The organism is Micromonospora sp. SCSIO 07396, from assembly GCF_053667945.1.
The window spans coordinates 3272960-3297515 of the sequence record NZ_CM132210.1; the positions used below are offsets into that span (position 1 = coordinate 3272960).

At 73.1% G+C, this 24556-nt stretch carries 18 protein-coding genes; 9 read left to right on the plus strand and 9 right to left on the minus strand.

What is annotated here, in order from left to right:
- Window positions 1–17 precede the first annotated feature (17 nt).
- Window positions 18–1643 carry a cellulose-binding domain-containing protein gene (locus tag ACWCHM_RS14075; protein WP_454222692.1) on the plus strand — a complete coding sequence of 542 codons (1626 nt, stop codon included), beginning with the start codon at window positions 18–20 and terminating at the stop codon, window positions 1641–1643.
- Between the two features lie 64 nt (window positions 1644–1707).
- Here the strand turns inward: ACWCHM_RS14075 and ACWCHM_RS14080 are convergent, their stop codons facing one another.
- A complete protein-coding gene (locus ACWCHM_RS14080; protein WP_454222693.1) occupies window positions 1708–2892 on the minus strand; it encodes a helix-turn-helix domain-containing protein in 1185 nt (394 codons plus the stop codon).
- Window positions 2893–3213: 321 nt separating this feature from the next.
- On the opposite strand from ACWCHM_RS14080, the gene ACWCHM_RS14085 reads away from it, so the two are divergent.
- The gene (locus ACWCHM_RS14085) at window positions 3214–3447 is read left to right on the plus strand and encodes a GntR family transcriptional regulator (protein ID WP_204924555.1); all 234 of its coding nucleotides are present in this window, start codon (window positions 3214–3216) and stop codon (window positions 3445–3447) included.
- A complete protein-coding gene (locus ACWCHM_RS14090) occupies window positions 3444–3680 on the plus strand; it encodes a GntR family transcriptional regulator (protein ID WP_204924556.1) in 237 nt (78 codons plus the stop codon). The genes ACWCHM_RS14085 and ACWCHM_RS14090 overlap by 4 nt, the downstream gene beginning before the upstream one ends.
- A gap of 290 nt (window positions 3681–3970) precedes the next feature.
- On the opposite strand, the gene treZ is transcribed toward ACWCHM_RS14090, so the two are convergent.
- Genes treZ through glgX form a run of 3 tightly spaced genes read right to left on the minus strand, consistent with a single transcriptional unit; the run spans window position 3971 to window position 10165 of the window.
- The gene (gene treZ / locus ACWCHM_RS14095) at window positions 3971–5704 is read right to left on the minus strand and encodes a malto-oligosyltrehalose trehalohydrolase (protein WP_281898148.1); all 1734 of its coding nucleotides are present in this window, start codon (window positions 5702–5704) and stop codon (window positions 3971–3973) included.
- Window positions 5701–8043 (minus strand): malto-oligosyltrehalose synthase, encoded by a 2343-nt coding sequence (gene treY, locus ACWCHM_RS14100; protein WP_454222694.1) that lies wholly within the window; start codon window positions 8041–8043, stop codon window positions 5701–5703. The genes treZ and treY overlap by 4 nt, the downstream gene beginning before the upstream one ends.
- A 1-nt stretch (window position 8044) precedes the next feature.
- Window positions 8045–10165, minus strand: coding sequence for a glycogen debranching protein GlgX (gene glgX, locus ACWCHM_RS14105; protein ID WP_281898152.1), 2121 nt, complete (start codon window positions 10163–10165; stop codon window positions 8045–8047).
- A 325-nt stretch (window positions 10166–10490) separates the two neighbouring features.
- On the opposite strand from glgX, the gene ACWCHM_RS14110 reads away from it, so the two are divergent.
- Window positions 10491–11897: a glycosyltransferase family 4 protein gene (locus tag ACWCHM_RS14110; protein ID WP_281903086.1), complete on the plus strand. Its 1407-nt coding sequence runs from the start codon at window positions 10491–10493 to the stop codon at window positions 11895–11897.
- A gap of 70 nt (window positions 11898–11967) precedes the next feature.
- On the opposite strand, the gene ACWCHM_RS14115 is transcribed toward ACWCHM_RS14110, so the two are convergent.
- The 4 genes from ACWCHM_RS14115 to ACWCHM_RS14130 all read right to left on the minus strand — a co-directional run bounded on the left by ACWCHM_RS14115 (window position 11968) and on the right by ACWCHM_RS14130 (window position 17261).
- Window positions 11968–13251: a citrate synthase gene (locus tag ACWCHM_RS14115; RefSeq protein ID WP_281898154.1), complete on the minus strand. Its 1284-nt coding sequence runs from the start codon at window positions 13249–13251 to the stop codon at window positions 11968–11970.
- A gap of 214 nt (window positions 13252–13465) precedes the next feature.
- On the minus strand, window positions 13466–15523 hold the full coding sequence (locus ACWCHM_RS14120) for a sulfatase-like hydrolase/transferase (protein ID WP_454222695.1): 2058 nt from the start codon (window positions 15521–15523) through the stop codon (window positions 13466–13468).
- The gene (locus ACWCHM_RS14125; protein ID WP_454222696.1) at window positions 15516–16934 is read right to left on the minus strand and encodes a class I SAM-dependent methyltransferase; all 1419 of its coding nucleotides are present in this window, start codon (window positions 16932–16934) and stop codon (window positions 15516–15518) included. The genes ACWCHM_RS14120 and ACWCHM_RS14125 overlap by 8 nt, the downstream gene beginning before the upstream one ends.
- Before the next feature lie 15 nt (window positions 16935–16949).
- Window positions 16950–17261 (minus strand): hypothetical protein, encoded by a 312-nt coding sequence (locus ACWCHM_RS14130; RefSeq protein WP_204962142.1) that lies wholly within the window; start codon window positions 17259–17261, stop codon window positions 16950–16952.
- A gap of 191 nt (window positions 17262–17452) precedes the next feature.
- Here ACWCHM_RS14130 and ACWCHM_RS14135 point away from each other — a divergent pair, with 191 nt between their 5' ends.
- Window positions 17453–17863 carry a VOC family protein gene (locus tag ACWCHM_RS14135; RefSeq protein ID WP_454222697.1) on the plus strand — a complete coding sequence of 137 codons (411 nt, stop codon included), beginning with the start codon at window positions 17453–17455 and terminating at the stop codon, window positions 17861–17863.
- Between the two features lie 1401 nt (window positions 17864–19264).
- Here the strand turns inward: ACWCHM_RS14135 and ACWCHM_RS14140 are convergent.
- The gene (locus tag ACWCHM_RS14140; RefSeq protein WP_454222698.1) at window positions 19265–19954 is read right to left on the minus strand and encodes a helix-turn-helix domain-containing protein; all 690 of its coding nucleotides are present in this window, start codon (window positions 19952–19954) and stop codon (window positions 19265–19267) included.
- Between the two features lie 229 nt (window positions 19955–20183).
- On the opposite strand from ACWCHM_RS14140, the gene ACWCHM_RS14145 reads away from it, so the two are divergent.
- From ACWCHM_RS14145 to ACWCHM_RS14160, 4 genes are read left to right on the plus strand one after another with little or no spacing between them, the layout of a single operon-like run.
- Window positions 20184–21161, plus strand: coding sequence for an asparaginase (locus ACWCHM_RS14145; protein ID WP_454222699.1), 978 nt, complete (start codon window positions 20184–20186; stop codon window positions 21159–21161).
- Window positions 21158–22189: a quinone oxidoreductase family protein gene (locus ACWCHM_RS14150; protein ID WP_421488561.1), complete on the plus strand. Its 1032-nt coding sequence runs from the start codon at window positions 21158–21160 to the stop codon at window positions 22187–22189. Before ACWCHM_RS14145 ends, ACWCHM_RS14150 begins: the two co-directional genes overlap by 4 nt.
- Entirely contained in the window at window positions 22186–23622 is a 1437-nt protein-coding gene (locus ACWCHM_RS14155) for an MmgE/PrpD family protein (protein ID WP_454222700.1), read from the plus strand. Before ACWCHM_RS14150 ends, ACWCHM_RS14155 begins: the two co-directional genes overlap by 4 nt.
- Entirely contained in the window at window positions 23616–24554 is a 939-nt protein-coding gene (locus ACWCHM_RS14160) for a polysaccharide deacetylase family protein (protein WP_088645263.1), read from the plus strand. The genes ACWCHM_RS14155 and ACWCHM_RS14160 overlap by 7 nt, the downstream gene beginning before the upstream one ends.
- Window positions 24555–24556: the final 2 nt, after the last annotated feature.

Here is a 24556-nt window from a genome sequence, read left to right on the forward strand (position 1 = left end):
ATCCACAGGAGAGAACCATGATCCTTCGCCAGCGCCGTACGGCGTGGTGGATCTCCGCAGTCGCCGCGACGGCGCTCACCACCGCCGGCGCGGTGGTCACCGCGAACGCGGCCCAGGCCGCCGCCGGCTGCCGGGTCGACTACACGGTGGCCAGCCAGTGGTCAGGCGGTTTCACCGCGAGCGTCACCCTCACCAACCTCGGCGACCCGATCAGCTCCTGGGCGGCCACCTGGTCGTTCACCGCCGGGCAGCGCGTCGACCAGGGCTGGAACGCCACCTTCAGCCAGAGCGGCAGCACCGTCAGCGCGGCGAACGCCGACTACAACGGCGCCCTCGGCACCAACGGCACGGTCACGTTCGGCTTCAACGGCACCTGGACCGGCAGCAATCCGACGCCGACGGGCTTCGCGGTCAACGGGGTGGCCTGCGGCGGCCCCACCGCGCCCCCGACCACGGCACCGCCCACCACCCCACCCCCGACCACCCCACCCCCGACCACCCCGCCGCCCACCACGCCCCCGCCGACCACGCCGCCACCCACGACCCCGCCGCCCAGCGGCAGCACCCTGTACGTGGCGACCAACGGCGGCGCCGGCGCGGCCGGCACCCAGGCGAACCCGACCACCCTCGCCTCCGCCATCACCCGGATACCCGCCGGCGGGACGATCTACGTGCGGGCCGGGACCTACCAGCTCGCGCAGACCGTCACCATCGAGCCGGGCAACAACGGCACCGCCAGTGCCCGCAAGAAGCTGTTCGCCTACCCGGGCGAGAAGCCGGTGCTGAACTTCTCGGCGATGAGCGAGGACCCGGCCAATCGGGGGCTGGCGCTGAACGGGTCGTACTGGCACGTCCAGGGCCTGATCGTGGAGCGGGCCGGCGACAACGGGATCTTCGTCGGCGGCAGCAACAACATCATCGAGCGGACGGTGACCCGGTTCAACCGGGACAGCGGCCTCCAGCTCTCCCGGATCGCCTCCAGCACCCCCCGCGACCAGTGGCCGGCCAACAACCTGGTGCTCAGCGCCGAGTCGCACGACAACGCCGACTCCGACGGTGAGGACGCCGACGGCTTCGCCGCGAAACTCACCGTCGGCACCGGCAACATCTTCCGGTACGCGGTGTCGCACAACAACATCGACGACGGGTGGGACCTCTACACCAAGACCGACACCGGCCCGATCGGCCCGGTCACCATCGAGGACTCGCTCGCCTACAACAACGGCACGCTCAGCAACGGCACGCAGAACGGCAACGGTGACCGCAACGGCTTCAAGCTCGGCGGCGAGGACATCGGGGTCAACCACATCGTCCGGCGCAACATCGCCTTCCGCAACGGCAAGCACGGTTTCACCTACAACCGCAACCTCGGCACGATGACCGTCTCGAACAACCTCGGCATCGACAACACCGAGCGCAACTTCTCGTTCGACGGCGGCAGCTCGGTGTTCCGGAACAACACCTCGTGCCGTAGCGGCAGCGGGTCCAACGACAAGATCGTCGGCAACAGTGACAGCTCCAACCAGTTCTGGAACGGCAGCAACGGCTCCCGCTGCGCGTCGTACACCGGGGCCATCGGGTGGTCCTTCGCCGCCGACGGACGGCTCGTGGTGACCCTCGGCGGCCGGCAGGTCACCCTGTAACCGCCGGTATCCGTCGGGTGGCCCGGCCGGTCGGACCGGCCGGGCCACCCACAGGCAGCCCCGGTCACCGGGTGGTGAGGCCGACCAGCGTGGCCAGTCGCGCGACGCCGGCCGTCGTCGGCCGCCCCCGGGCCAGCTCGGCGATCACCGTACGGCCCACCGGCCGGCACCGCACCTCGGCCGGCGCGATGCCGTCCGCGTCGATCAGCACCCGACCGGCCCCGAACAGGTCGCCGACCTGGAGGTACGCCCGCGCGGCGTCGACCAGGTAGGCGGCGCGGTACTCGGCCGGCAGGCGCCGCCAACCCTCCCGACGGACCACCTGTTCATGCCGGTGGACCGCCTCGTCGGCGTCGCCCGCCTCGATCGCCGCCACCACCCGGGCCAGCTCGACGGCGACCGGCCCGAAACCACAGTGGTGCGGATCGTCGCCGGCCCCGACCCGGACGGCGATACCGGCAGCCAGGTCGATCAACTCGTCGGCCCGACGGGGGTCACCGTGCTCGGCGGCGGCCAGTGCGGCCTCGATCAGCAACGTTCCGCAGAGGGCCTGCCGCACCGGCGGGGCGTCGCGTACCGGCCTCGGGGCGACCTGGCGCGCAGCCGCCACCGTCACCGCGAGCGCCAGCCGCCCACGGCCCAGCGCGCGCAGCGCCTGCCCCACCGCCACCGCCGCCGTCCCCGCCAGTGCCGGATCGTCACCGGCCACAGCGACCGCCCGGTCGGCGGCCAACCACCCGAGGTCGGCCTCACCGAGTTTCACCAGCACCGCCGAGGTGAGCCGGTACGTCCGCACCAGCAGTTCCGCCGCCCCCTCGGGCACTGTCGCGTGCCGGCTGCGGGCGGCGTCGAGCAACCCCGGCAGTGCCCGCACCACCTGTGCGTAGTGGGCGTGCTGGTAGGTCAACCAGGCGTGCGCGACGTGCCGTTCCAGTTCCGCCGACGACACCGCCGCCGCAGTGGGGTCGTAGCGGGCGAGGGCGGCGCGCAGCCCGTCCACCCCATCCAGCGCGCCGGTCCGATCTGACGACGGCAGCTGGGTGCCGAGCAGGAGCGCCGGATCGATCCGCAGCACCTCGGCGATCTCCTGGATCACCGAGTACCGGTCCAGCGTGCGGACCCCCCGTTCGACCTTGTCCACCCAACTCTTCGACTTGCCGAGCCGGTCGGCGAAGACCTGTTGGCTCATCCGACGGCGCACCCGCCAGCGCGCCACCCGTCGCCCGACCGGAAGGTCGTCACCGCCCACGCCGCCACCGCCGATCCGACACGGCACGCGTCGTGTCCGCCACGGGTATCCGCTCCGCCTCGGCCTGCGCGAGCAGTCGACGCCGGGCCGCCTCCCGCTCAGCCGCATCGATCTGCTCGCCGCGATCCGCCCGGCTGGCGTCTTCCCCACCCGAATCCACCGAACACTGGTACCACTTCCACCAGGGCATACCACTCCCTCGCGCAGGTTTACGGAGACTCACCCAGGGTAATCCATCCCGTCCTACCTGTACAGCCTGTTCTATACGGGTTGCCCGTACTTGACGCTCATGATCGGGCTGGCTATCCATAAGGTCCGCGCATGGTTGACGAGATGTCTCCGGTGGCGTTCTACGTTCAGCTCGCAGACCTCCTCACCAAGGAGATCGACGCGGGCAGACTCAAGCCCCGCCAGCCGCTTCCCAGCGAAAGTCACCTTCAACAGGAGTACGGCGTCAGCAGGGGGACCGTACGGGCCGCCATCAGGCTGTTGCGTGACCGAGGACTGGTGGTGACCTTTACCGGTCGTGGCACCTACGTCGTCGATCGCTCGTGAACGGCTACGTCCCGACCTTCCGGGTGGTCATCAACGACATCCGGAAGTCGATCGCCTCGGGGCAACTGAAGGAGGGCGACAAGCTCCCCTCACTGCCTGAACTCGCCCAGCAGTACGACTGCTCCATCGGCACGGTGCGCCGGGCGATCGAGCATCTCCAGATCACCGGGGAGCTTCAGGGGCGACAAGGCAAGGGCACATACGTGACCGGGAAGCTGTTCGAAGGGTCCTGAGCGGACCGTCTATGTTGCGGTACTCGTCGCCCAGCGTGGGTCGGACCCGGGGAGTACATGTTTGCACTCGGGCTTATGACACACAGGCATAAATATGCCTGACAGGAATACCCCTCCCACCCGTATTACGGTCCGCCGCGCCCGTGACCCAGCGTGACGACCGGTCGCCGGACAGGCCCCGGCGCTCCCCGCCGCCGCAGCGGCAGCGGCCCGTCGCGAGGCCGGCCCGGAAACCAGGCCGAACACCACGCGCGCCCGACACGGGACCGGGCCGCAAAACCGCCACTGCCTCAGAGCGCCACGATCGCCGCTGTCTCCGCCGGCAGCTCCACCCGGTCGCGCATCACGGTGACGCCCTCCCCGGTGGTGAGCAACACCCGACGGGCCACCCCGGGCAGGGTGACCCGCTGCGGCCGGCCGGCGAGGTTCGCCACCACCAGGCACCCGCCCCGGCGGACCACCAGGAACTGGTCGCCGTGGCGCACCTCCATCCGGTGCAGACGGGGGTCGGACAGGTCGGCCCGGCTCTTGCGCAGCGCGATCAGCCGCCGGTAGAACTCGTACATCTCGCGGTGTTCGGGTTTGTCCAGCTCGGCCCAGTCGAGCCGGGACCGCAGGAAGGTCTGCGGATCCTGCGGGTCGGGCACGTCACCGGGCGGCCAACCGTGCGCGGCGAACTCCCGCCGCCGGCCGGTGGCCACCGCCGCCGCCAGCTCCGGCTCGGGGTGGCTGGTGAAGAACTGCCACGGGGTGCTCGCCGCCCACTCCTCCCCCATGAACAGCATCGGGGTGAACGGCGCGGTCAGCAGCAGCATCGCCCCGACCCGCAGCAGCGCGGGCGACAACCCGGCGGAGATCCGGTCGCCGGTGGCACGGTTGCCGACCTGGTCGTGGTTCTGCAGGTACGCCACGAACCGGTGCCCGGGGACGGTGTGCCGGTCCACCGGGCGGCCGTGGGTGCGGTTGCGGAAGCTGGACCAGGTGCCGGCGTGGAAGAACGCCCCGGTCAGCACGTCGGTCAGGCACTCCAGTGAGCCGAAGTCGCCGTAGTAGCCCTGGCGTTCCCCGGTGAGCAGGGTGTGCAGGGCGTGGTGGGCGTCGTCGTTCCACTGCGCGTGCAGGCCGTAGCCGCCCGCCTCCCGGGCGGTGATCAGCCGGGGGTCGTTGAGGTCGGACTCGGCGATCAGCGACAGCGGCCGGCCCAGGTGGGTGGCGAGCGACTCCACCTCGACCGCCAACTGCTCCAGGACATGCACCGCCCGGGAGTCGGGCATCGCGTGCACGGCGTCGAGCCGCAGGCCGTCGACGTGGTAGTCACGCAGCCACATGAGCACCGAGTCGATGATGTAGCGGCGTACCCCGTCGGAGTGCGGGCCGTCCAGGTTGACCGTGCGGCCCCACGGGTTGCTCTGCTCGCTCAGGTACGGCGCGAAGCTCGGCGCGTAGGCCCCGGAGGGCCCGAAATGGTTGTAGACGACGTCGAGGATCACCCCCAGCCCCTTGGCATGGGCGGCGTCGACCAGGCGTTTCAGCCCGTCCGGCCCACCGTAGGGTTCGTGCGGGGCGAACCAGCACACCCCGTCGTAGCCCCAGTTGTGCTCGCCGTTGAACGCGTTGACCGGGAGCAGCTCGATCAGGTCGACGCCGAGGTCGACCAGGTGGTCGAGGCGGCCGATCGCCGCGTCGAAGGTGCCCTCCGGGGTGAACGTGCCGATGTGCAGCTCGTAGAGGATGCTGCCGGGCAGTTGCCGGCCCGTCCAGCCCTGGTCGGTCCAGTCGAAGGCGGCGTGGTCGTAGCGCCGGCTCGGCCCGTGCACCCCGGCCGGCTGCCACGCCGAGCGCGGGTCGGGCAGCGGGGTGTCCTCGTCGTCGAGCAGGAAAGCGTAGTCGGTGCCGGGGCCGGCGTCGGGCACCTCGACCCGCCACCACCCGTCCGGCCCGATCCGCATGTCGTGGTCGGCGACGCCGGGCAGGCGCAGCCGCAGCCGGGCGACGTCGGGCGCCCAGACGGTGAACTCGGTCATGCGGCAGCCTCCGCGGGGTCGGTGGGAGCCAGCAGGGCGGTGGGCGCGAGCAGAGCCACCGGATAGCTGCCCAGCAGATCATGAAGGAGCAGCTCAGACCCACTGTAGACCTGGCCGGTGAACACGTCGGTAACACTGTTGCCGGGCATCGACAGGCGGGTGTCGCGCCAGCCGCCGTCGCGGGCCAACCCCACCGGCAGCCGGGTGGCCACCGCGACCGCCCCACCCCGGTCGAAGGCGACCACGTGCGCGGCGGCCGGCCCGTGCGCGGCCACCGGCCGGTAGCCGTCGAACAGTTCCGGGTGGTCGCGGCGCAGCCGCAGCGTGCGCGAGACCACCAGCAGCTTGGCCGCGCCGTCGGCGGTCACCGCCGGCTGCCAGCCGGCATCGAGCCGGGCCAGCAACTCCCGGCGTACGGCGAAGTCGACCGGGCGGCGGTTGTCCGGGTCGACCAGGGAGTTCTCCCACAACTCGGTGCCCTGGTAGGTGTCGGGCACCCCGGGCATGGCGAGCTGCACCAGCTTCTGCCCGAGCGCGTTGGACCAGCCGGCCGGGGTGATCCGGTCGGTGAACGCGGTGATCTCGGCGTGCAACTGCGGGTCGTCGTACATCCGGTCGACCAGGGCGTGCAGGTCGCGTTCGAAGGTCGGGTCGGGGTCGGCCCAGCTCGTCGCGACCGACGCCTCCCGGGCGGCCTTCTCCACGTACGCGTGCAGCCGGTCCCGGCCGATCGGCCAGGCCCCCACGGCGGTCTGCCAGACCAGGTGGGCGAAGGCCGGATCGGCCAGCGGTGTCCGGGCCATCCAGTCGCCGACCTGCTCCGCCCAGCGGGCCGGCAGCTCGGCGAGCACGGCCAGCCGGGCCCGGACGTCCTCACCGCGCTTGGTGTCGTGGGTCGACAGCGTGGTCATGCCGGCCGGCCAACGGACCTGCCGGGCGGCGGCGAACCGGTGGAACTCCGCCGGCGGCACCCCGAAGTGGGCGGGTGAGCCGCCGACCTCGTTCAGCGCCACGAACCGGCTCCACCGGTAGTAGGCGGTGTCCTCCACCCCCTTGGCCATCACCGCGCCGGTGAGCTGCGGGAACCGGGCGGCCAGCTCGTGCCCGGGACGGCGCAGCAGCGCGGTCACCGCGTCCAGGGTGGCGGTGAGGTCGGGTCGACGCCGGCCCGCCTCGGCGCGGGCGGCGGCCAGGTGCCGGGCCCCGTGCGGCGGGTAGCCCCGGTAGACCGGGAAGCAGGCGGCAAGCTCCGCCAGGGCCGCCCGGGTGGCGTCCCGGTCGAGCTCCGGGGCGAGCGCGGCGAGCCGACTCAGCTCGGCGGCGAGCAGCCGGGTGGCGGCCGCCAGCTTGGTGGCGTGGGTGAGGTCCTGCCAGGAGGTGTGGTGACCGGTGAGCCGGGCGTCGAGGGCGGTGAAGTCGCCCTCCGCGCGCCCGTCGACGAACAGCCCGCACACCGCGGCCAGCGCGTCGTAGCCGGTGGTGCCGTCGACCGGCCAGTCCGGCAGTTCCTCGCCGTACTCCAGGATCTTCTCCACCACCAGCCAGGCGTGCGGGGCGGCGGCGCGCAACCTGGCCAGGTAGCCGGCCGGGTCGCGCAGGCCGTCGGGGTGGTCGACCCGGATGCCGTCGACCTCACCGGCGGCCACCCAGCGCAGCACCTCGGCGTGGGTGGCGTCGAAGACCGCCGGGTCCTCCACCCGCAGCCCGGCCAGGTCGGACACGGCGAAGAACCGGCGGTACGTCAGCTCGGTGTCGCCGCGCCGGCAGGAGACCAGCTCGTAGTGCTGCCGGTCGTGCACCTCGCGGGGGCTGCCCGCTCCCGTGCCGTCGGCGACCGGGAACCGGTGCTCGTGGTAGCGCAGCTCCCCGTCGACCAACTTGAGGTCGTCGACGGCGTCGGGGCTGTCGGCGAGCACCGGCAACAGCAGCCGGCCCCGCTCCCAGTCGATGTCGAACCAGTCGGCGTACGCCGAATCCCGGCCCCGGCGCAGCACGTCCCACCAGGCCGGATTGGCGGCCGGCTGGGCGACCCCGGCGTGGTTGGGCACGATGTCGACGACCAGGCCCAGCCCGGCCGCCCGCAACGCGCGGACCAGCCGTTGCCGGCCGGTCTCCCCGCCCAGCTCCGGGTTGACCGCGCGGTGGTCGACCACGTCGTAGCCGTGCGTGGAACCGGGGGTCGCGGTGAGCAGGGGGGCGCTGTAGAGGTGGGTGACACCCAGCGCGGCGAACCAGTCGGCCAGCCCGGCGGTGGTGTCGAGGTCGAACCCGGGTCGGACCTGGACGCGGTAGGTCGACCCGACCGTCGCCGTCGAGTCGGGTCGGGGCTGTGCGGGCATGTCAGACCGTCCTCTCCAGGACCACCAGGGAGCGGTCCGGCACGCAGACCGTGCCGCCCGCCTCGACCACCGTCGGCTTCTCCGGTTCCGGTTCCGCCGTGCTGATCACCAGCTCCCAGCGCTGGCCGAACTCCGCGCCGGGCAGGGTGAAGTCCAGCGGCGCGTCGTGGGCGTTGAAGCAGAGCACGAACGATGAGTCGCGGTGCCGCTGACCGTACTGGCCGCGTTCGGGGATGCCGTCGCCGTTGACGAACAGGGCCACCGAGCGGCCGAAGTCGTTGCCCCAGTCCTCGCCGGTCATCTCCCGGCCGTCGGGGGTGTACCAGGCCAGGTCCGGCAGCCCCGTCCCGGCGTTGCGGCCACCCACCGGCAGGCCGGTGAAGAACCGGCGGCGGCGGAACACCTGGTGCCGGTTGCGGAAGTCGGTGAGCCGCCGGACGAAGGCCAGCAGTTCGTCGTCGGCGTGTTCCCAGTCCACCCAGGCCAGTTCGCTGTCCTGGCAGTAGGCGTTGTTGTTGCCACGCTGGGTGCGGCCCAGCTCGTCGCCGTGGCCGATCATCGGCACACCCTGGGAGAGCATCAGGGTGGCCAGGAAGTTGCGCCGTTGCCGGGCGCGCAGGGCGGTGACACCCGGATCGTCGGTCTCCCCCTCGACGCCGCAGTTCCAGGACCGGTTGTGGCTCTCGCCGTCGCGGTTCTCCTCCCCGTTGGCCTCGTTGTGCTTGTCGTTGTACGAGACCAGGTCGTTGAGGGTGAACCCGTCGTGGCAGGTGACGAAGTTGATGCTGTGGAAGGGGCGGCGGCCGTCGTCCTGGTAGAGGTCGGCCGAGCCGGAGATGCGGGAGGCGAACTCGGCCAGGGTGGCCGGCTCGCCCCGCCAGAAGTCGCGCACCGTGTCGCGGTACTTGCCGTTCCACTCCGTCCACAGGGGTGGGAAGTTGCCGACCTGGTAGCCGCCGGGGCCGACGTCCCACGGCTCGGCGATCAGCTTCACCTGGCTGACCACCGGGTCCTGCTGCACCACCTCGAAGAAGGTGGACAACCTGTCGACCTCGTAGAACTCGCGGGCCAGGGTGGCGGCGAGGTCGAAGCGGAACCCGTCGACGTGCATCTCGGTCACCCAGTAGCGCAGCGAATCCATGATGAGTTGCAGCGAGTGCGGGCTGCGCACGTTGAGGCTGTTGCCGGTGCCGGTGTAGTCGACGAAGTAGCGTCGGTCCTCTTCGGACAGCCGATAGTAGCTGGGCGCGTCGACGCCCTTGAAGCTCAGCGTCGGGCCCAGGTGGTTGCCCTCGGCGGTGTGGTTGTAGACCACGTCGAGGATGACCTCGATGCCGGCGGCGTGCAGCGCCTTGACCATGCCCCGGAACTCCTGCACCTGCTGGCCGAGCCGGCCCAGCGCCGAGTAGCCGTGGTGCGGGGCGAAGAAGCCGATGCTGTTGTAGCCCCAGTAGTTGCGCATGCCCAGGTCGGCCAGCCGGTGGTCGTGCACGAACTCGTGCACCGGCATCAGCTCGACGGCGGTCACCCCGAGCTGCCGGAAGTAGTCGATCATCACCGGGGAGGCGATCGCCGCGTAGGTGCCGCGCAGTTCCTCCGGGATGCCGGGGTGGCGCATGGTCAGCCCGCGCACGTGCGCCTCGTAGATCACCGAGTGGTGGTACGGGGTGCGCGGCGGCCGGTCGTTGCCCCAGTCGAAGTACGGGTTCACCACCACCGACTTGGGCATGAACGGGGCCGAGTCGGTCTGCGACATCCGGTCCGGGTCGCCGCCCAGCTCGTAGTCGTAGACGGCGGGGTCCCAGGTGACCTCCCCGTCGACCGCCTTGGCGTACGGGTCGAGCAGCAGCTTGTGCGGGTTGCACCGGACCCCGTTGGCCGGGTCGTACGGGCCGTGCACCCGGTAGCCGTACCGCTGGCCCGGCTCGATCCCCGGGATGTACGCGTGCCAGACGTACGCGTCGACCTCACGCAGCTCGACCCGGCGCTCGGCGCCGGTGTCCCACTCGTCGAAGAGGCACAACTCGATCTTCTCGGCGACCTCCGAGAAGATCGCGAAGTTGGTGCCCATCCCGTCATAGGTGGCGCCCAGGGGGTAACGCTCACCCGGCCAGACCTGCATGTCGCTCCTTAGGCCCATGATCATGAGCGCACCGGCCGGGTCGGAGACCGCCGGTGCGCACGCCGCTAATGCCCCGCGCCCGGTCCGGCCAATCCACCCGTTCGGACGGCGCCCGACATCCACCCGTCCGAGGGGTCACGCACCGTCGGGTGTCGTCCGTCACGATAGGCCCTTTCGAGATGCGCCGGGCCGCCCGATGCCCTTTGCTAGACGCGACGCGCCCGCGCGGGCACGTCACCACTCGGCCCTCGGCCACCCCCACCACCGCCCCCCTCTCGCCGTCACCGTTGCCGGCGTGATCGCGTGCGCATGGACGGAGATTGATGTGACCACCCTGCGGGTCAGCGAACAGCTCGCGACCGCTGTGGACCGGACCTGCCGGCCCACCCCCTCCTCCCGGCCCCCGGTCCCCCAGCAGGGCGGCGGCTCCGGCGTGCCCCCGCGCACCCGGCGCATCCTGATGCTCTCCTGGGAGTACCCGCCGGTGCTGGTGGGCGGGCTCGGCCGGCACGTGCACGCCCTGTCGGTGGCGCTGGCCGCCGCCGGGCACGAGGTCACCGTGGTCACCCGGCACACCGACGGCGCGCCGCTGGAGGAGTACGCCGACGGCGTGCGGATCGTCCGGGCGGCCGAGGACCCGGTGACCTTCCCGCTGGCCACCGACTCGCTGCTGGCCTGGACGATGGCGTTCAACCACACGCTGACCCGGGCCGCGCTGCGGGCCGCCGAATCCGGCGCGTACGACGTGATCCACGCCCACGACTGGCTTGTCGCACACACCGCCATGACGCTGCGCGCCCACCTGGACGTGCCGCTGGTCAGCACCATCCACGCCACCGAGGCCGGCCGGCACCAGGGCTGGCTGCCGGGCGAGATGAACCGCACCATCCACGGGGTGGAGCAGTGGCTGGCCGCCGAGTCCGGCCGGGTGATCGTCTGCTCCGGCTACATGCGCGACGAGGTCAACGCGCTGTTCGACGTGCCGATCGGCCGGGTCGACGTGGTGCCCAACGGGGTCGAGCCGCACCGGTGGAAGGTACCGGCCTCGGCGGTCACCTCGGCCCGTGCCCGGTTCGCCGGGGACGGGCCGCTGGTCACCTTCGCCGGGCGGCTGGTCTATGAGAAGGGCGTCCAGCATCTGCTCGCCGGCCTGCCCCGGCTGCGCGAGCGGCACCCCGGGCTGCGGGCGGTGATCGTCGGCGACGGGCCGTACAAGGCCGAACTGGAGGCCGAGGTGCACCGGCTCGGGCTCGGCGGCACGGTCGCCATGCCGGGCTTCCTCGGCGGCACCGACCTGCCGGCCGTGATGGCCGCCTCGGACTGCTTCGCGGTGCCCAGCATCTACGAGCCGTTCGGGATGGTCGCCCTGGAGGGGGCGGCGGCCGGCGCGCCGCTCGCGGTCGCCGAGACCGGTGGGCTGGCCGAGATCGTCGAGCCGGGGGTGACCGGGGTGACCTTCGCCCCGGAGGACCCGGCCGACCTCACCGAGGCCGTGCACGCGCTGCTGTCCGACCGGGAACGCGCCAGGGTGCTGGCCCGCCGGGCCCGTGCCATGGTCCACGAGCAGTACGGCTGGTCGGCGATCGCCGCGCGCACCGCGACGGCGTACGCCTCGGCGATCGCCGGGGACGCCGCGTTCACCGCCCGGCGTGCCGAGCAGCGGATGGCCACCGGCCGGGTCACCGCGCCGGTCCCGGCGGGCAACCTGCTGGTCGCCGCCGGCCTGCGCTGAGCCCGCCGTATCCACGACAAAGGCCGCCGACCCGCGACGGGTCGGCGGCCTTCGTGCGTGACCGGGAGGGTCAGCGCTGCCCGATGGCGGTGAACTCCCGCTCCGGGGCGCCGGTGTAGATCTGCCGGGGCCGGCCGATCTTGGTCTCCGGGTCGCTGATCATCTCGCGCCACTGGGCGATCCAGCCGGGCAGCCGGCCGAGTGCGAACAGCACCGTGAACATCTTGGTGGGGAAGCCCATGGCCTTGTAGATCAGGCCGGTGTAGAAGTCCACGTTCGGGTAGAGCCGGCGGGACACGAAGAAGTCGTCGGCGAGCGCGATCTCCTCCAGCTGCATGGCCAGGTCCAGCAGCGGGTCCGGCTTGGACATCCGGTTGAGCACGTCCTGGGCGGCCTTCTTGACGATGGCGGCCCGCGGGTCGTAGTTCTTGTAGACCCGGTGGCCGAAGCCCATCAGCTTCACGCCGTCCTGCTTGTCCTTGACCTTGCGGACGAAGGACGCGACGTCGCCGCCGTCGGCCTCGATCTTCTCCAGCATCTCCAGCACCGCCTGGTTCGCCCCGCCGTGCAGCGGGCCGAACAGGGCGTTCACCCCGGCCGAGACCGAGGCGAAGAGGTTGGCGTTGCTGGAGCCGACCAGCCGGACGGTGGAGGTCGAGCAGTTCTGCTCGTGGTCGGCGTGCAGGACGAGCAGCATGTCCAGCACCCGGGCCACCACCGGGTCGACCTCGTACGGCTCGGCGGGCACGCCGAAGGTCATCCGCAGGAAGTTGTCCACGTAGCCCAGCGAGTTGTCCGGGTACAGCAGCGGCTGACCGATGGATTTCTTGTAGGCGTACGAGGCGATGGTGGGGACCTTCGCCATCAGCCGGACCGTGGACATCTCCACGTGCTCGGAGTCGAACGGGTCCAGGCTGTCCTGGTAGAAGGTGGAGATGGCGCTGACCGCCGAGGACAGCACGGCCATCGGGTGGGCGTCCCGGGGGAAGCCGTCGAAGAACCGGCGCATCTCCTCGTGCAGCAGCGAGTGCCGTCGGATCCGCTCGCTGAACTCGCCCAGCTGCTGCTGGGTGGGCAGCTCACCGTAGATGAGCAGGTACGAGACCTCCAGAAAGGAGGACTTCTCGGCCAGCTGATCGATCGGGTAGCCGCGGTACCGCAGGATGCCCGCGTCACCGTCGATGTAGGTGATCGCGGAAGAGCAGGAGGCGGTGTTCACGAAACCGGGGTCGTATGTTGTCATCCCGGTTTCCTTGAGCAACTTACTGACCCCGATGCCCGCAGGGCCCTCGACCGCGCCCTGCACCGGCATCGAAAGCTGCCCACCGGGGTGGTCGAGCTTCACTTCCGTCATGTGGTTCCTCGCTTCGCCGGCGAATCTTCGTTGAATTGCCTTCGCTTTTACCGTAATCGCGGTCGCGGGGATACCGCCCGCCGTGGTTCTGCGGTGAGGTATGCGTCACCCGTTTCCCGACCCGGCGGCCCGGAAACCCGCCCGGCGCGGGCGGGTCAGCCGGGAACGGACGCCCGGAACGGCACGGTAGAAAGCGGCGAAAGCCGACGAAAGATTAGGAAAGTGTCAACCGGCGCAACGCACCGTCGGCACCCACCCGGTAGAGGTCCAGCCGGTTCGCCCCGGGCCGGAAAAGATGGTCGTCGGGGAGGAACGCCGCGAACCGGCGACCCCCCGGGTCCGCGGGCACCACCGGGACGACCGCGCCGACCCGGCCGTTGACCGCGACCGCGAGCAGCGTGCCGTCGGGCACCTGCCGGGGCACGGTCCCCCACACCAGGGCCGGCAGCTCCCCCGCCGCCGGATCGACGTGGTCGAACGCGCCCAGGTGCGCCACCGAGGCGGTGCCGTCCGTCGGCTCCTCCCCCACCGTCGTGCCGACCAGCGGGTGCGGGACGGACGGCGCGGGACGGGTCGGCACCCCGCCGGGAAGAACCACCCGCTCACCGGGCCGGTCGTAGAAGTACTTCTCGGTCCGCTCCCGGGCGGGCTGCTCCGCCGACCGCCCGTCCAGCCGCCACGGGACCCGCACGTGCACCGCGTCGGCGATCGTGGGCAGCAGGTCCACGTGCTCCCAGTTGCGGTCGTCGACCCGGCCGGCGCGCTGACCTGGCTGCTTGACGAACAGCGGCACCCAGGCCACCTCGCCGGGCGCGTGCTCGATCGCGCCCATCCCCCGCCCCTGCCAGTCCGGGGCGAAACTCACCCCGTGGTCGGCGGTGAGCACGACCAGCGACCTGTCGTACAGGCCCGTGGCGCGCAGCGTCCGCAGCGTCTCGCCGACCAGCCGGTCGGTGTACCGCAGCTGGGCCAGGTGCCGGGCCCGGGCCAGGTCCGCCCAGCCCGCGCCGTCGTTGGGCAGGTCGTCCGGTGCGTCGTACCGCGCCCCGGACGGCAGGAACGCCCACGGCGCGTGCGGCATCAGCAGGTGCAGGAAGTGCAGGGTCGGCCGGTCGGCCGGACGCAGCCCGGCCAGGAAACTGGTGAACCGCGCCGGCTGGTTGTCGTTCAGGCTGTCCCAACGGAACTTCGGGTCGGCCGGGACCGGTTCGGCGGCGTCCAGGCCCACCTCGGCCGCGGTCTGCTCCCGGAACGACTCCTGCGGGTCGATGCGGCTGTCCACCGGGGCGGCGATCCGGCCCAGCAGCGCGCCGCTCTCCCGTACCAGCACGCCGAGCCCCTGTTCGGGGGCGACCGGCTGGTCACAGCGGCTGGGCGGGCAGAGCCGGGTGATGCTCTCCTGCGCCCGGATGTCGTACAGGCCGCCGAGGGCGGTGAAAAGGTTGTCCGGGTACTGCGAGTAGTGCGGGGCGGACGGGGTCGACGGGTAGCGGCCGGTCAGCATCGCCGGCAACGCGTACGGCGTCCACCCGCTGACGCCTGTCGCGTTGCGGTACCAGGTCGAGCCACCGGCCAGCTCGGCGAAGTTCGGGTAGCGGGCCGCGTCGATCCGTCCGTCCGGGCCGAGCAGCGACACCAGCGGCAACTCGTCCAGGACGATCATGACGACCGGCGGGTGCGAGCCCGGACCGGCCACCCCGGCGGCACCCTCGTGCGCGCGGGGCAGCACCACCGCCGAGGCGGGCGAGGCGAACAGGAACAACCCGACGAAGACCAGCGGCCCGAGGGCGGCCACCCGCAACACCCGGCCGGGCAGCGACCAGCGCCGGTGTGCCACCGCCCCGGCCACCCCGGCCAGCACCGCCACCACCACCAGCGGTACGCCCCGCAACGGCGTCACCTGCCGGCCCACCTGCACCGCCAACGCGGCCAGCAGCAGCCCGACGATAACCGTGTGGGCACCCGCCCGGACCCGGGCCCCGGCCGGCCGGGTCGCCGCCCCGAGCAGCACCACGGCGGCACCGGGCACCAGCGTGACCAGCGCCACCAGCACCAGGACGTCCCTGCTGGTGGCCCGGTGGAACAGGAAGAAGTCGGGGCTACGCCCGAGCACGTCGAGCAACGGCTGGGTGACCACCAGACCGACCAGGGCGACCACCTCCGCCGCCCGGCGCAACTCGACCCGCCGGGCGGACGGCACGCACCCCTGCGGCGCGGGTGGCGCAACGGAGGCGGGCCGGTTCGGCGCACCGGCGAGGGTCGGCTCAGCCACCCGCCACCGCCTGGTAGAGCGTCCGGGTGCCGGAGGGCAGTTCGCACTGACGCTCGATCCGGCAGTGGGCGTTCAGCAGCCGGGTGAACTCGTCGCGTCGGTAGTCGGGGAAGATCCCGGCCGGCTTGTTCGCCAGCAGCCGCCGCGCCATCGGGTCCTGCGGATCGACGAACTCCACCACCAGCCGGCCACCGGGACGGACGTACCCGACCAACTGGTCGACCACCTCGGCCAGCGGCACGTTGTGGCCGATCGCCAGGTGGTGCACCACGGCGAGGGCGAGCACCACGTCGGCGTGGGCGCGCTCGGCGAACCCGGCCCGTTCCACCCCCCGCCAGCCGCCGCCGGGCGACGGGTCGGCGAGGTCCATCACCAGCGGCAGGATGCGCTGGTCGCCCTCGGCCCGCAGCGCCCGGTAGAGGGCGTCCACCACGGCCGGGTCCTGCTCGACGGCAACCACCTGGGCGGCGTGCCGGGCGGCGATCCGCGCGTACCGGCCGTCGTTGGCACCGAGATCGAGCACCAGCCCGGCGGCGACGCCCGCCACCGCCGCCTCGACGAAGCTCTCCTTGGCGGCCCGGTCCGCCGTGGTGTAGCCGCAGGTGCGCTGGTAGTCGACCCAGTGGCCGCCGGCCACCCGACGGTCCAACCGACGGACCAACCGCGTCAACCGTCGTACGGTGGCCAGGGCCAGGTCCCGGGAGTAGCCGGCGTCGCGCAGTTGGGCGGCGACGGCGCTGCTGCTGGCCCCGGCGTGCCGGGCCTGCATCGCGGCGTGCAGGTGCACGTGCGTCGGCACCCCGGGCAGCAGCCGGCGCACGCCCCGGAACAACGGTCGGAGCTGATCGGGGGTGATGCCGTCGACCCGGGCCCGCAGCCAGGGCTGGAAGTCCACGCCCAGGTGGGCCTGGAGCAGCAGCGGATAGAGCAGGGTCTGGCAGAACTGCCGGTAGCCGGCCCACGGCTCGCCCCCGCCCAGCGGCGCGAACGAGCCGATGTCGATGAAGACGGGTGTGGCACCGCGCCACTGCAGGTTGTAGGCCGACCCGTCCTTGGTGGTGAAGCCCGCCTCCAGGGCCCGGTGCAGGATCTCCAGGTGCAGCAGGGCGGCATCCCGCAACATGCCGAACGACCATTCGTAGGGGTGCGAGACGAACGGGATGCGCTCGTGCCGCAGCACCATCGTCCACCCGGTGTCCGGCAGCGTCGCCGGGTCGACCGGGACGGTGCCGCAGACCTTGCCCTCGGCGAGTAGCGCGGCGAAGAACTCGCTGCCGGCGAGCGCCTGCCAGTCGGCGGCACCCTGCGGGCCGAGGCCGCGCAGCACCTGGTCGCCCAGGTGGAAGACCCGGTTGGCGGGGTCGCGGAAGGAACCGGGTTCCGGTCGGATGCGCAGGTCGGCGGTGGTCATCGGTACGCCCACCGGTCAGTTGCCGGCGGGCTGACGCGGCTGCCGCTCGGTCGGGGCGGGCTGACCGGTCGCAGCGGGCCCGGTCGCAGCGGGCCCGGTCCCGGAGGGCTGACCGGTCACGGCGGGGTCGGTGGCGGGGGACCCGGTGTGCCCGGCGGTCTGGCCGGACGTGGTGGCCTCGGCGGCTTCGGTGGGCTGGCGGCGGAACCGGGCCGCCACCCGCCGCCAGTAGAGCTTCGCGGCGACCGCTGCGCCCGCTGTTCCGCCGACAACCGCCTGCACGATCAGGCTGCCGGACCCCGCGTCCAGGTAGGCCAGGTGCATCATCGGGCCCGCTCCCTTCCCTCGCCGTCATGGACCGCCGACAGGTGCACCCCGATGGGGTATTTACACCTTAAAGGCGGATTGCTCCCCTGACACCGTACGTCGTCCGGTCCGGCCGCGAGGGGCACATGGTCTCCTCGGCCCGGTCCGTTCCGTTCAAGACCCCGGGGCTCGCCTCGCCCTACCCTGGCCACATGACGCCCCGTTTCGATCTCATCGGCACCGCGGTCAACGACATGGCCCGCACCCTGGAGTTCTACCGTCGGCTCGGGTTGGACATCCCCGCCGGGGCCGACCACGAGGACCACGTCGAGGTGACCCTGCCCGGTGGGCTGCGGCTGGCCTGGGACACGGTGACCATGCTGCGGAGCTTCCACCCCGAATGGACGCCCCCCAGCGGCAGCCCACGCGCCAGCCTCGCCTTCCTGTGCGCCGACCCGGCCGAGGTGGACCGGTACTGGACCATGCTCACCGAGGCGGGTTTCCACGGCGAGGTAGCCCCGTGGGACGCGGTGTGGGGCCAGCGGTACGCCATCCTGCACGACCCCGACGGCAACGGCGTGGACCTGTTCGCGCCCCTCGGCACCACTCCCGACCGGAGCTGACCGACCGGCTCCACCGTCACGGGACGGGAGCCGATCCGCCGACGTCGCCGCGCTCCCGGACGCCCCCGGGCCTGCCGCGCCCCTCCCACCCCGCCTGCCCGCCTGCCCGCCTGCCCGCCTGCCCGCCTGCCCGCCTGCCCGCCTGCCCGCAGGAGGATCCGCCCCGAGCAGGGGCAGGGGCAAGCGGGTCACAGGTATGTGGTGCGGGTCCTTTCGACCTGATGACGCTGACGGTTCACCCCGACCGGACCGCCGTCCGGGCCGCCGTCCGACACGCCCGTTCGCCGCACCTCCCCTGTTCGGTGGGACGACGACACCCGGGTGAAGGTCCCCCTGGCGAGGTGCGGCGGCGCAGGGCCCGTGCCGGCCGGGCGGATTCGGCGACGGCAGCCGGGGCCGGATCCGGTCCCGCAGCATCCAGCGCCCGGCCCGAGACACCCAAGTTCCCGTGGCGCAGCCTGACGACCAAAGGCACCCGAACCCCGACAGCCATCCCGCACATCGGCGACGCAACTGCTCGGCCACCAGGAGCGAGAAGAAACCGCCCCACCTCGGCGCAACCGGACCACCAACCCGGACACAACAACTCGACCACCAGCCCACACATCAGTCACATGACACAACCCGACCACCAGCCCGCCAGACACACCAAACCCCATCCGCCAGCCCGTACAGCGACGCGCATGCCACGCCAACCGAAGGGTCCTGCGGCAGGTGGCGGCTACCACCTGCCGCAGCCCGGCGGGTAATTCGGCAGCCCGGCGGTGATTCGGCAGCCCGGCGGGTGATTCGTCAGCGTCATCAGTTCGAAAGGACCCGCACCGCATATCGTCGGCCGGCCCGGCCGCCATGACGCGGGCCGGGTGGACGGCGACTCGGGCCGGCCGGACGGCGACTCGGGCCGGCCGGACGGCGACGCGACCCGGGGCCGGCCGGGAGGCCGGTCAGGTGCGTCCACGGTCGGGTGACGGCCGGCCAGCAGGACTCGGATACAGCGGGTGGCCCGACGGGACCGCGGAGAACCCGACGACTCGGGCCACCGGCTGAAGGCGCGCGGCGCACGACCCGAGGGGGCGCAGCGCACGATCCGCACCGGACCGGGCGCGCGCACGCGCCGGGCGCACGACGCACGGCGCGAGGACACGACGGCACGACGCACGGCGCGAGGACACGACGGCACGACGCACGGCGCGAGGACACGACGGCACGACGCGCGGCGCGAGGACACGACGGCACGACGCACGGCGCGAGGACACGACGGCACGACGCACGACGCGAGCGCACTACGGCACGACGCACGACGCGAGCGCACTACGGCACGACGCACGACGCGAGCGCACGACGGCACGACGCGCGGCGCGGGGGCACGAGATCGGTGGCCCGGTCCCGCCACGGCGGTGGTCAGCGGGCGAGCAAAGTGGTCGGTGCGACGCCGGCCAGGTCCCTCACCTCGCGGGTGAGGTGGGCCTGGTCGGCGTAGCCGGCGCGGGCGGCCACCTCGGCCAGTCCGACGCCACGCCGGGCCAGCGCCAGGGCCCGGTGCAGCCGCAGGATGCGGGCGAGGGTCTTGGGGCCGTACCCGAAGAGGGTCCGGCTGCGCCGGTGCAGGGCACGCGGGCCCAGGCCGATCTCGGCGGCGGTCGCGGTGACCGTGGCGCCGGCGGCGAGCAGCGCGGCCACCCGGGGGCCGAGCGGATCGACGCCGCCGGACCGGGCGAGCCGGTCGGCCGCGACCACGGCCAGGGCGGCGGCGGTGGGCGCGGTGCCGAGCTGCTCGGCGAGCCGGACGGCGGCACGCCCCCAGAGGGCGTCGAGGGGGACCCGGAGGTCCCGCAGTTCGTCGGCGGGAACGCCGAAGACGGCCGGGCCCACCCCGGGTGGCAGCCGGACGCCGCGCCACCGCTCCCCCGGCACCGACACGCTGAGCTGCGCCGTGCGGTCCGGGCCGGCGACCAGCAGGCCCGCCCGGCTGGACCAGAGCAGGTCGAGACAGCCGTCGGGCAGCACCCGGGTCGGTGGGGCGTCCGGGCGGCTCTCGCTCGCCCAGAGCACCGCGCCGTCGATCACCCCGGCGGGCCGTTCCCGGTACACGGTCCCAGCCTGCCACGCCGTCGGCCTATCACCGCGACCCGACGCCGGCGTCCCGGGGAACCGGACGGCGACGGACACCGCAACAGGCACGACATCAGGGCGTCATCGCCCCGGCCACCAATCCATAACTTCTACGGGTTCACGTTCTCGCAGCTCTTGTGCAGGACGAACGTTTGTGCAACCGTCATCACCTCGACTGAGCAATCGTTTGCGCAAGGGGGTGTGGCTGGTGCGGATCGCGGTTCTGGCAACCGGTGGGACGATCGCGTCGCGGTGGGACCCCGACGAGGGCCTGGCCGTGACCGACTCCGTCACGGACCTGCTGAAGAACGTCATCGGTACGACCGACGCGGAGATCCACGGCTTCGACCTGTCCTGCCGGCCGAGCTTCACGCTCTCCCTGGACGACATGCTGACCACCGTCCGGGCGGTACGGGCCAAGCTCGCCGACGGGTTCGCCGGGGTGGTCGTCACCCACGGCACCGACACGCTGGAGGAAGCCGCCTACCTGACCGGGCAGTTCACCGGACCCGACGCCCGGGTCGTGCTGACCGGGGCCCAGCGCGGCGCCGACGAGCCCGACTCCGACGCGGGGCGCAACCTCGCCGACGCGATCCGGGTGGTCACCGCGCCCCGGCCGCTCGGCGCGGCGACGGTCATGGGCGGCGTCGCGTACGCCGCGGTGGAGAGCCGCAAGGTGCACACCTCGGCGGTCTCGGCGTTCTCCGGCGGCACGGCCGGCGTGCTGGCCCTGGTCGACCCCGACGGCGTGCTGCGGGTGTCGACAGCCGCCCGGGGCGGCCACTACGCGCACCTGCCGGTCCCCGCCCGACTGCCCCGGGTGGACCTGGTCAAGCTCGTCGCGGGCGTGGACGGCACCCACCTGCGCGCGTCGCTGCACGCCGGGGCCGCCGGCATCGTGGTCGAGGCGTTCGGCGCGGGCAACGCCCCACCCGCGGTCGCCGAGGCCATCGCGGAGGCCGGCCGACGCGGCGTACCCGTGGTCATCACCAGCCGAACCGGCGCGGGCCGGGTCCGCCCGGTCTACGCCGGCGGTGGGGCGACCCTCGCCCGTGCCGGCGCGCTCTTCGCCGGTGACCTCACCGGCACCCAGGCCCGGGTGGCGCTGGCCCTCGCCCTGGCCGTCGAAGAACCCGGCGCCGTGCCGGAAGCCCTGCGCACCATGGTGGAAGGACGTCACGCGTGAAGACCGAAGCAGTGACCATGAACGGGTACGGCGGCCCCGAGACGCTCACCCTCACCGAGGTCGACCTGCCGGACCCCGGCCCCGACGAGGTCGTGCTGCGGGTGCTCGCCGTCGCCGTCAACCACCTCGACGCCGACCTTCGCAGCGGGGTGTCCCGGATGCCGCTGCGGCTGCCGCACGTGCTCGGCCGCGAGGTCGTCGGCGTGGTGGAACGGCTCGGCTCCCGGGTCACCGGTCGGGCCCCCGGCGACCGCGTGCTGGTGCTGCCCAACACGCCCTGCGAGAGCTGCCCCCGCTGCCTGACCGGGCGGGCCAACCTCTGCCCGAACGCCGACATGCCCGGCATCACCAGGTGGGGCGGGTACGCCCGGCACGCGGTGGCCCCGGCGCGCGGCCTGCTGGACATCGGCGACCTCGACCCGGTGGTCGCCGCCGCCACCCCGATCTCCTTCGGCACCGCCTGGCGCACCCTGTACTCCATCGGCCGGCTCGCCCCCGGCGAGTGGGTCCTCGCCCCGGGGGCCGCCGGTGGGCTCGGGCACGCGGTGGTCCAGCTCGCCAAGCTGGGCGGCGCCCGGGTGGTCGGCCTCATCGGCGACCCGGCGAAGGCCGACTTCGTCTCCTCGCTCGGCGCGGACGCGGTGCTGAGTACCCGGAATCCCGACTGGGCCGCCGAGGCCCGGGAGATCACCGGAGGTGCGGGCTTCGACGTGATCGTCGAACACATCGGCGGCGACGTCTTCGAGGCCGCGCTGGGCACCCTCGCCCCCACCGGCCGGCTGATCGTCGGCGGTGGCCACGCCGGGGAGCACCCGCACCTCGACCTCATCGAGACCTTCCGCAACGAGTACGAGCTGCGCGGCTCGCGCAGCCAGCGCCCCGACGAGATCGCCCGGGTGCTGGGCCTGGTCGCGGCGGGACAGCTCACCCCCCGGGTCGACGCGGTCCTGTCGTTGGCCGACGCCGGCCGGGCCCACCAGGCGCTCGCCGACCGGCGGGTGCTCGGCAAGCAGGTGATCACACCGTGACCGGGCACCGGCGGGGGGATGCCCGCGGTGACGTGCTGGCCACGCTCGTCGCCGGTGCCGTCGAGGCCGCCGACACGCTGCTGGCCACCGGCGCGGGACAGGTGCTGGTGCGGCAGGTGGCGGCCCGGCTGACCGCCAACGCCGTCGCGGCCCGTGGGCACCTGCCCGCCGGGCTGGACACCGCCGGCGACCCGGACGGCCCGTGCAGCCTGCTGGCCGCGCCGGGCGGGACGGACCAGCCGGCGCGGGCCGCCGCGGTGACGGCGGCGGCGATCACCGTCAGCCAGTGCGATGAGGGTCTGCGCGAATCCCGGGGGCACCCGGGGCTGCACGCGTACGCCGCCGCGCTGGCCACCGCCGAGGCCGACGACCACAGCCTGCGGGTGTTCCTGCGGGCGCTGGCGGTCGGCTGGGAGGTGGGTGCCCGGCTCGGGCTGCTGCTCGGCGCACCCCGCCCCGGGGTGCACCCGCACGGCGGGTGGGGCGTCGGCGCAGCGGCGGCCGCCGCCGGGACCGTCGCCGGGCAGGACGCCGCCGGACTGGCCGCGACGGTGAACCTGGCGCTGACCGTGGCGCTGGCCGGGCCGGAGGCCGACACCCGGCGGGGTAACCCCGCCCACTACCTGCTGCCCGGCCTCGGCAGCGCCAACGGCCTGACCGTCGCCCGGCTCGCCACCGCCGGGTTCCCGGCCACCGGCCCGGCGCTGCCGCACCTCGGCCGGACCGTCCACCAGGGCCTCACCGACCGGCCGGTGGACGCCGCGCTGCTGCCCCGACCGCTGCTGCCCGACGCGTACTTCAAGCCGGTCGGGGTGTGCGCGCACACCCTGACCGCCTGGACGGTGGCCCGCGCGATGGCCCGGGACCTGCCCGCCGACGAGGTGGCGGCGGTGACCGTGCACACCTACGCGGGGGCGGCCCTGCTCGCCGAGCGGCGTCCGGCCGGCCGGCTGGCCCGCCAGTTCAGCATCCCGTGGGTGGTGGCCTGCGGGCTGCTCGGCACCGACCCGGGCGTCCCGGACGGGTCGGCGGACGACCGACGGGCCCGCGCCGCCCGGCTCGCCGAGCGGGTGACCGTACGCCACGACCCCGGCCTGGACCAGGGATATCCGGCGGGCCGACCGGCGGTGGTGGAGGTGACCACCCGCAGCGGTGCCCGGCTGACCGGGCGGGCCCGGTTCCACCACGGCGACCGGGAGGACCCGATGACGGCCGACGACCTGGCCGCCGTCGACGCCGCGCTGCTGCGTACCCCGGGGGTGCCGGGCGGGGCGGCCGAGCTGCTGCACGGGCTGGCCCGCGCGCCCGGGGCGACCCGACTGCGAGACCTCACCGCGCTGGTGCGCGGCGGGGCACCGAATCCGAACGGCGGTCCGCCGCCGGTTCCCGCTGGGGCCGGCCCATCCGGCAGAAAGGACACGACGACATGGTGATCAGAGTCGAACCCGGCACCGAGCGGGACTTCATCGGCTACGGCGGGGACCTCCCCCGCGTCGAGTGGCCCGGTGGCGCCCGGGTGGCGGTGAGCCTGTGCCTCAACTACGAGGAGGGCGCCGAACACAGCCTCCTCGACGGCGACAGCGTCAACGAGTGGGTCGGCGAGATCTCGTACACGCCGACCAGCGCCGAGCACCGGGACCTGTCCCAGGAGTCGGTCTACGAGTACGGCAGCCGGGCCGGCGCGTGGCGGCTGCTGCGGCTGTTCGACCGGACGCAGACCCCGGTGACCGTGTACGGCTGTGCCGAGGCGCTGGCCCGTAACCGGCCACTGACCAGGGCGTTCGTCGACGCCGGGCACGAGATCTGCTCGCACGGCCTGCGCTGGCGGGAGCCGTCGGGGATGACCGAGGACGAGGAACGCGCCGAGATCCGGCAGGCGGTGGCGACGATCACCGAGCTGTGCGGGGAGCGCCCGGTCGGCTGGTACTCCCGGTACGCCCCGTCGGACCGCACCCGGCGGCTGCTGGTCGAGGAGGGCGGCTTCCGCTACGACTCCAACGCCTACAACGACGACCTGCCGTACTGGGTGCAGGTGGCAGGGCAGCGGCACCTGGTGGTGCCGTACACCCACACCTACAACGACGGCCGGTTCGCCTTCAGCCCCGGTTACGGCAATCCGACCGACTTCTTCGAGAACTGCCGGCGGGGCATCGAGTACCTGTGGGAGGAGGGCGAGACCTCCCCCAAGATGATCTCGATCGGGCTGCACGCCCGGCTGATCGGCCAGGCCGGGCGGGCCTCCGCGCTGCGTGACCTGATCGCCTGGGCGCAGGACCTGCCCGGCGTCTGGTTCGCCAGGCGGCGCGACATCGCCGACTGGTGGCACCACAACTACTCCGACCTGCCGGCCCACGGAGGGCAGTGACC

Coding starts and splice junctions, on each gene's coding strand:
- ACWCHM_RS14075 (WP_454222692.1), top strand. CDS start 18: ATGATCCTTCGCCAGCGCCGTACGGCGTGGTGGATCTCCGCAGTCGCC.
- ACWCHM_RS14085 (WP_204924555.1), top strand. CDS start 3,214: ATGGTTGACGAGATGTCTCCGGTGGCGTTCTACGTTCAGCTCGCAGAC.
- treZ (WP_281898148.1), bottom strand. CDS start 5,704: ATGACCGAGTTCACCGTCTGGGCGCCCGACGTCGCCCGGCTGCGGCTG.
- treY (WP_454222694.1), bottom strand. CDS start 8,043: ATGCCCGCACAGCCCCGACCCGACTCGACGGCGACGGTCGGGTCGACC.
- glgX (WP_281898152.1), bottom strand. CDS start 10,165: ATGCAGGTCTGGCCGGGTGAGCGTTACCCCCTGGGCGCCACCTATGAC.
- ACWCHM_RS14115 (WP_281898154.1), bottom strand. CDS start 13,251: ATGACGGAAGTGAAGCTCGACCACCCCGGTGGGCAGCTTTCGATGCCG.
- ACWCHM_RS14125 (WP_454222696.1), bottom strand. CDS start 16,934: ATGACCACCGCCGACCTGCGCATCCGACCGGAACCCGGTTCCTTCCGC.
- ACWCHM_RS14130 (WP_204962142.1), bottom strand. CDS start 17,261: ATGATGCACCTGGCCTACCTGGACGCGGGGTCCGGCAGCCTGATCGTG.
- ACWCHM_RS14135 (WP_454222697.1), top strand. CDS start 17,453: ATGACGCCCCGTTTCGATCTCATCGGCACCGCGGTCAACGACATGGCC.
- ACWCHM_RS14160 (WP_088645263.1), top strand. CDS start 23,616: ATGGTGATCAGAGTCGAACCCGGCACCGAGCGGGACTTCATCGGCTAC.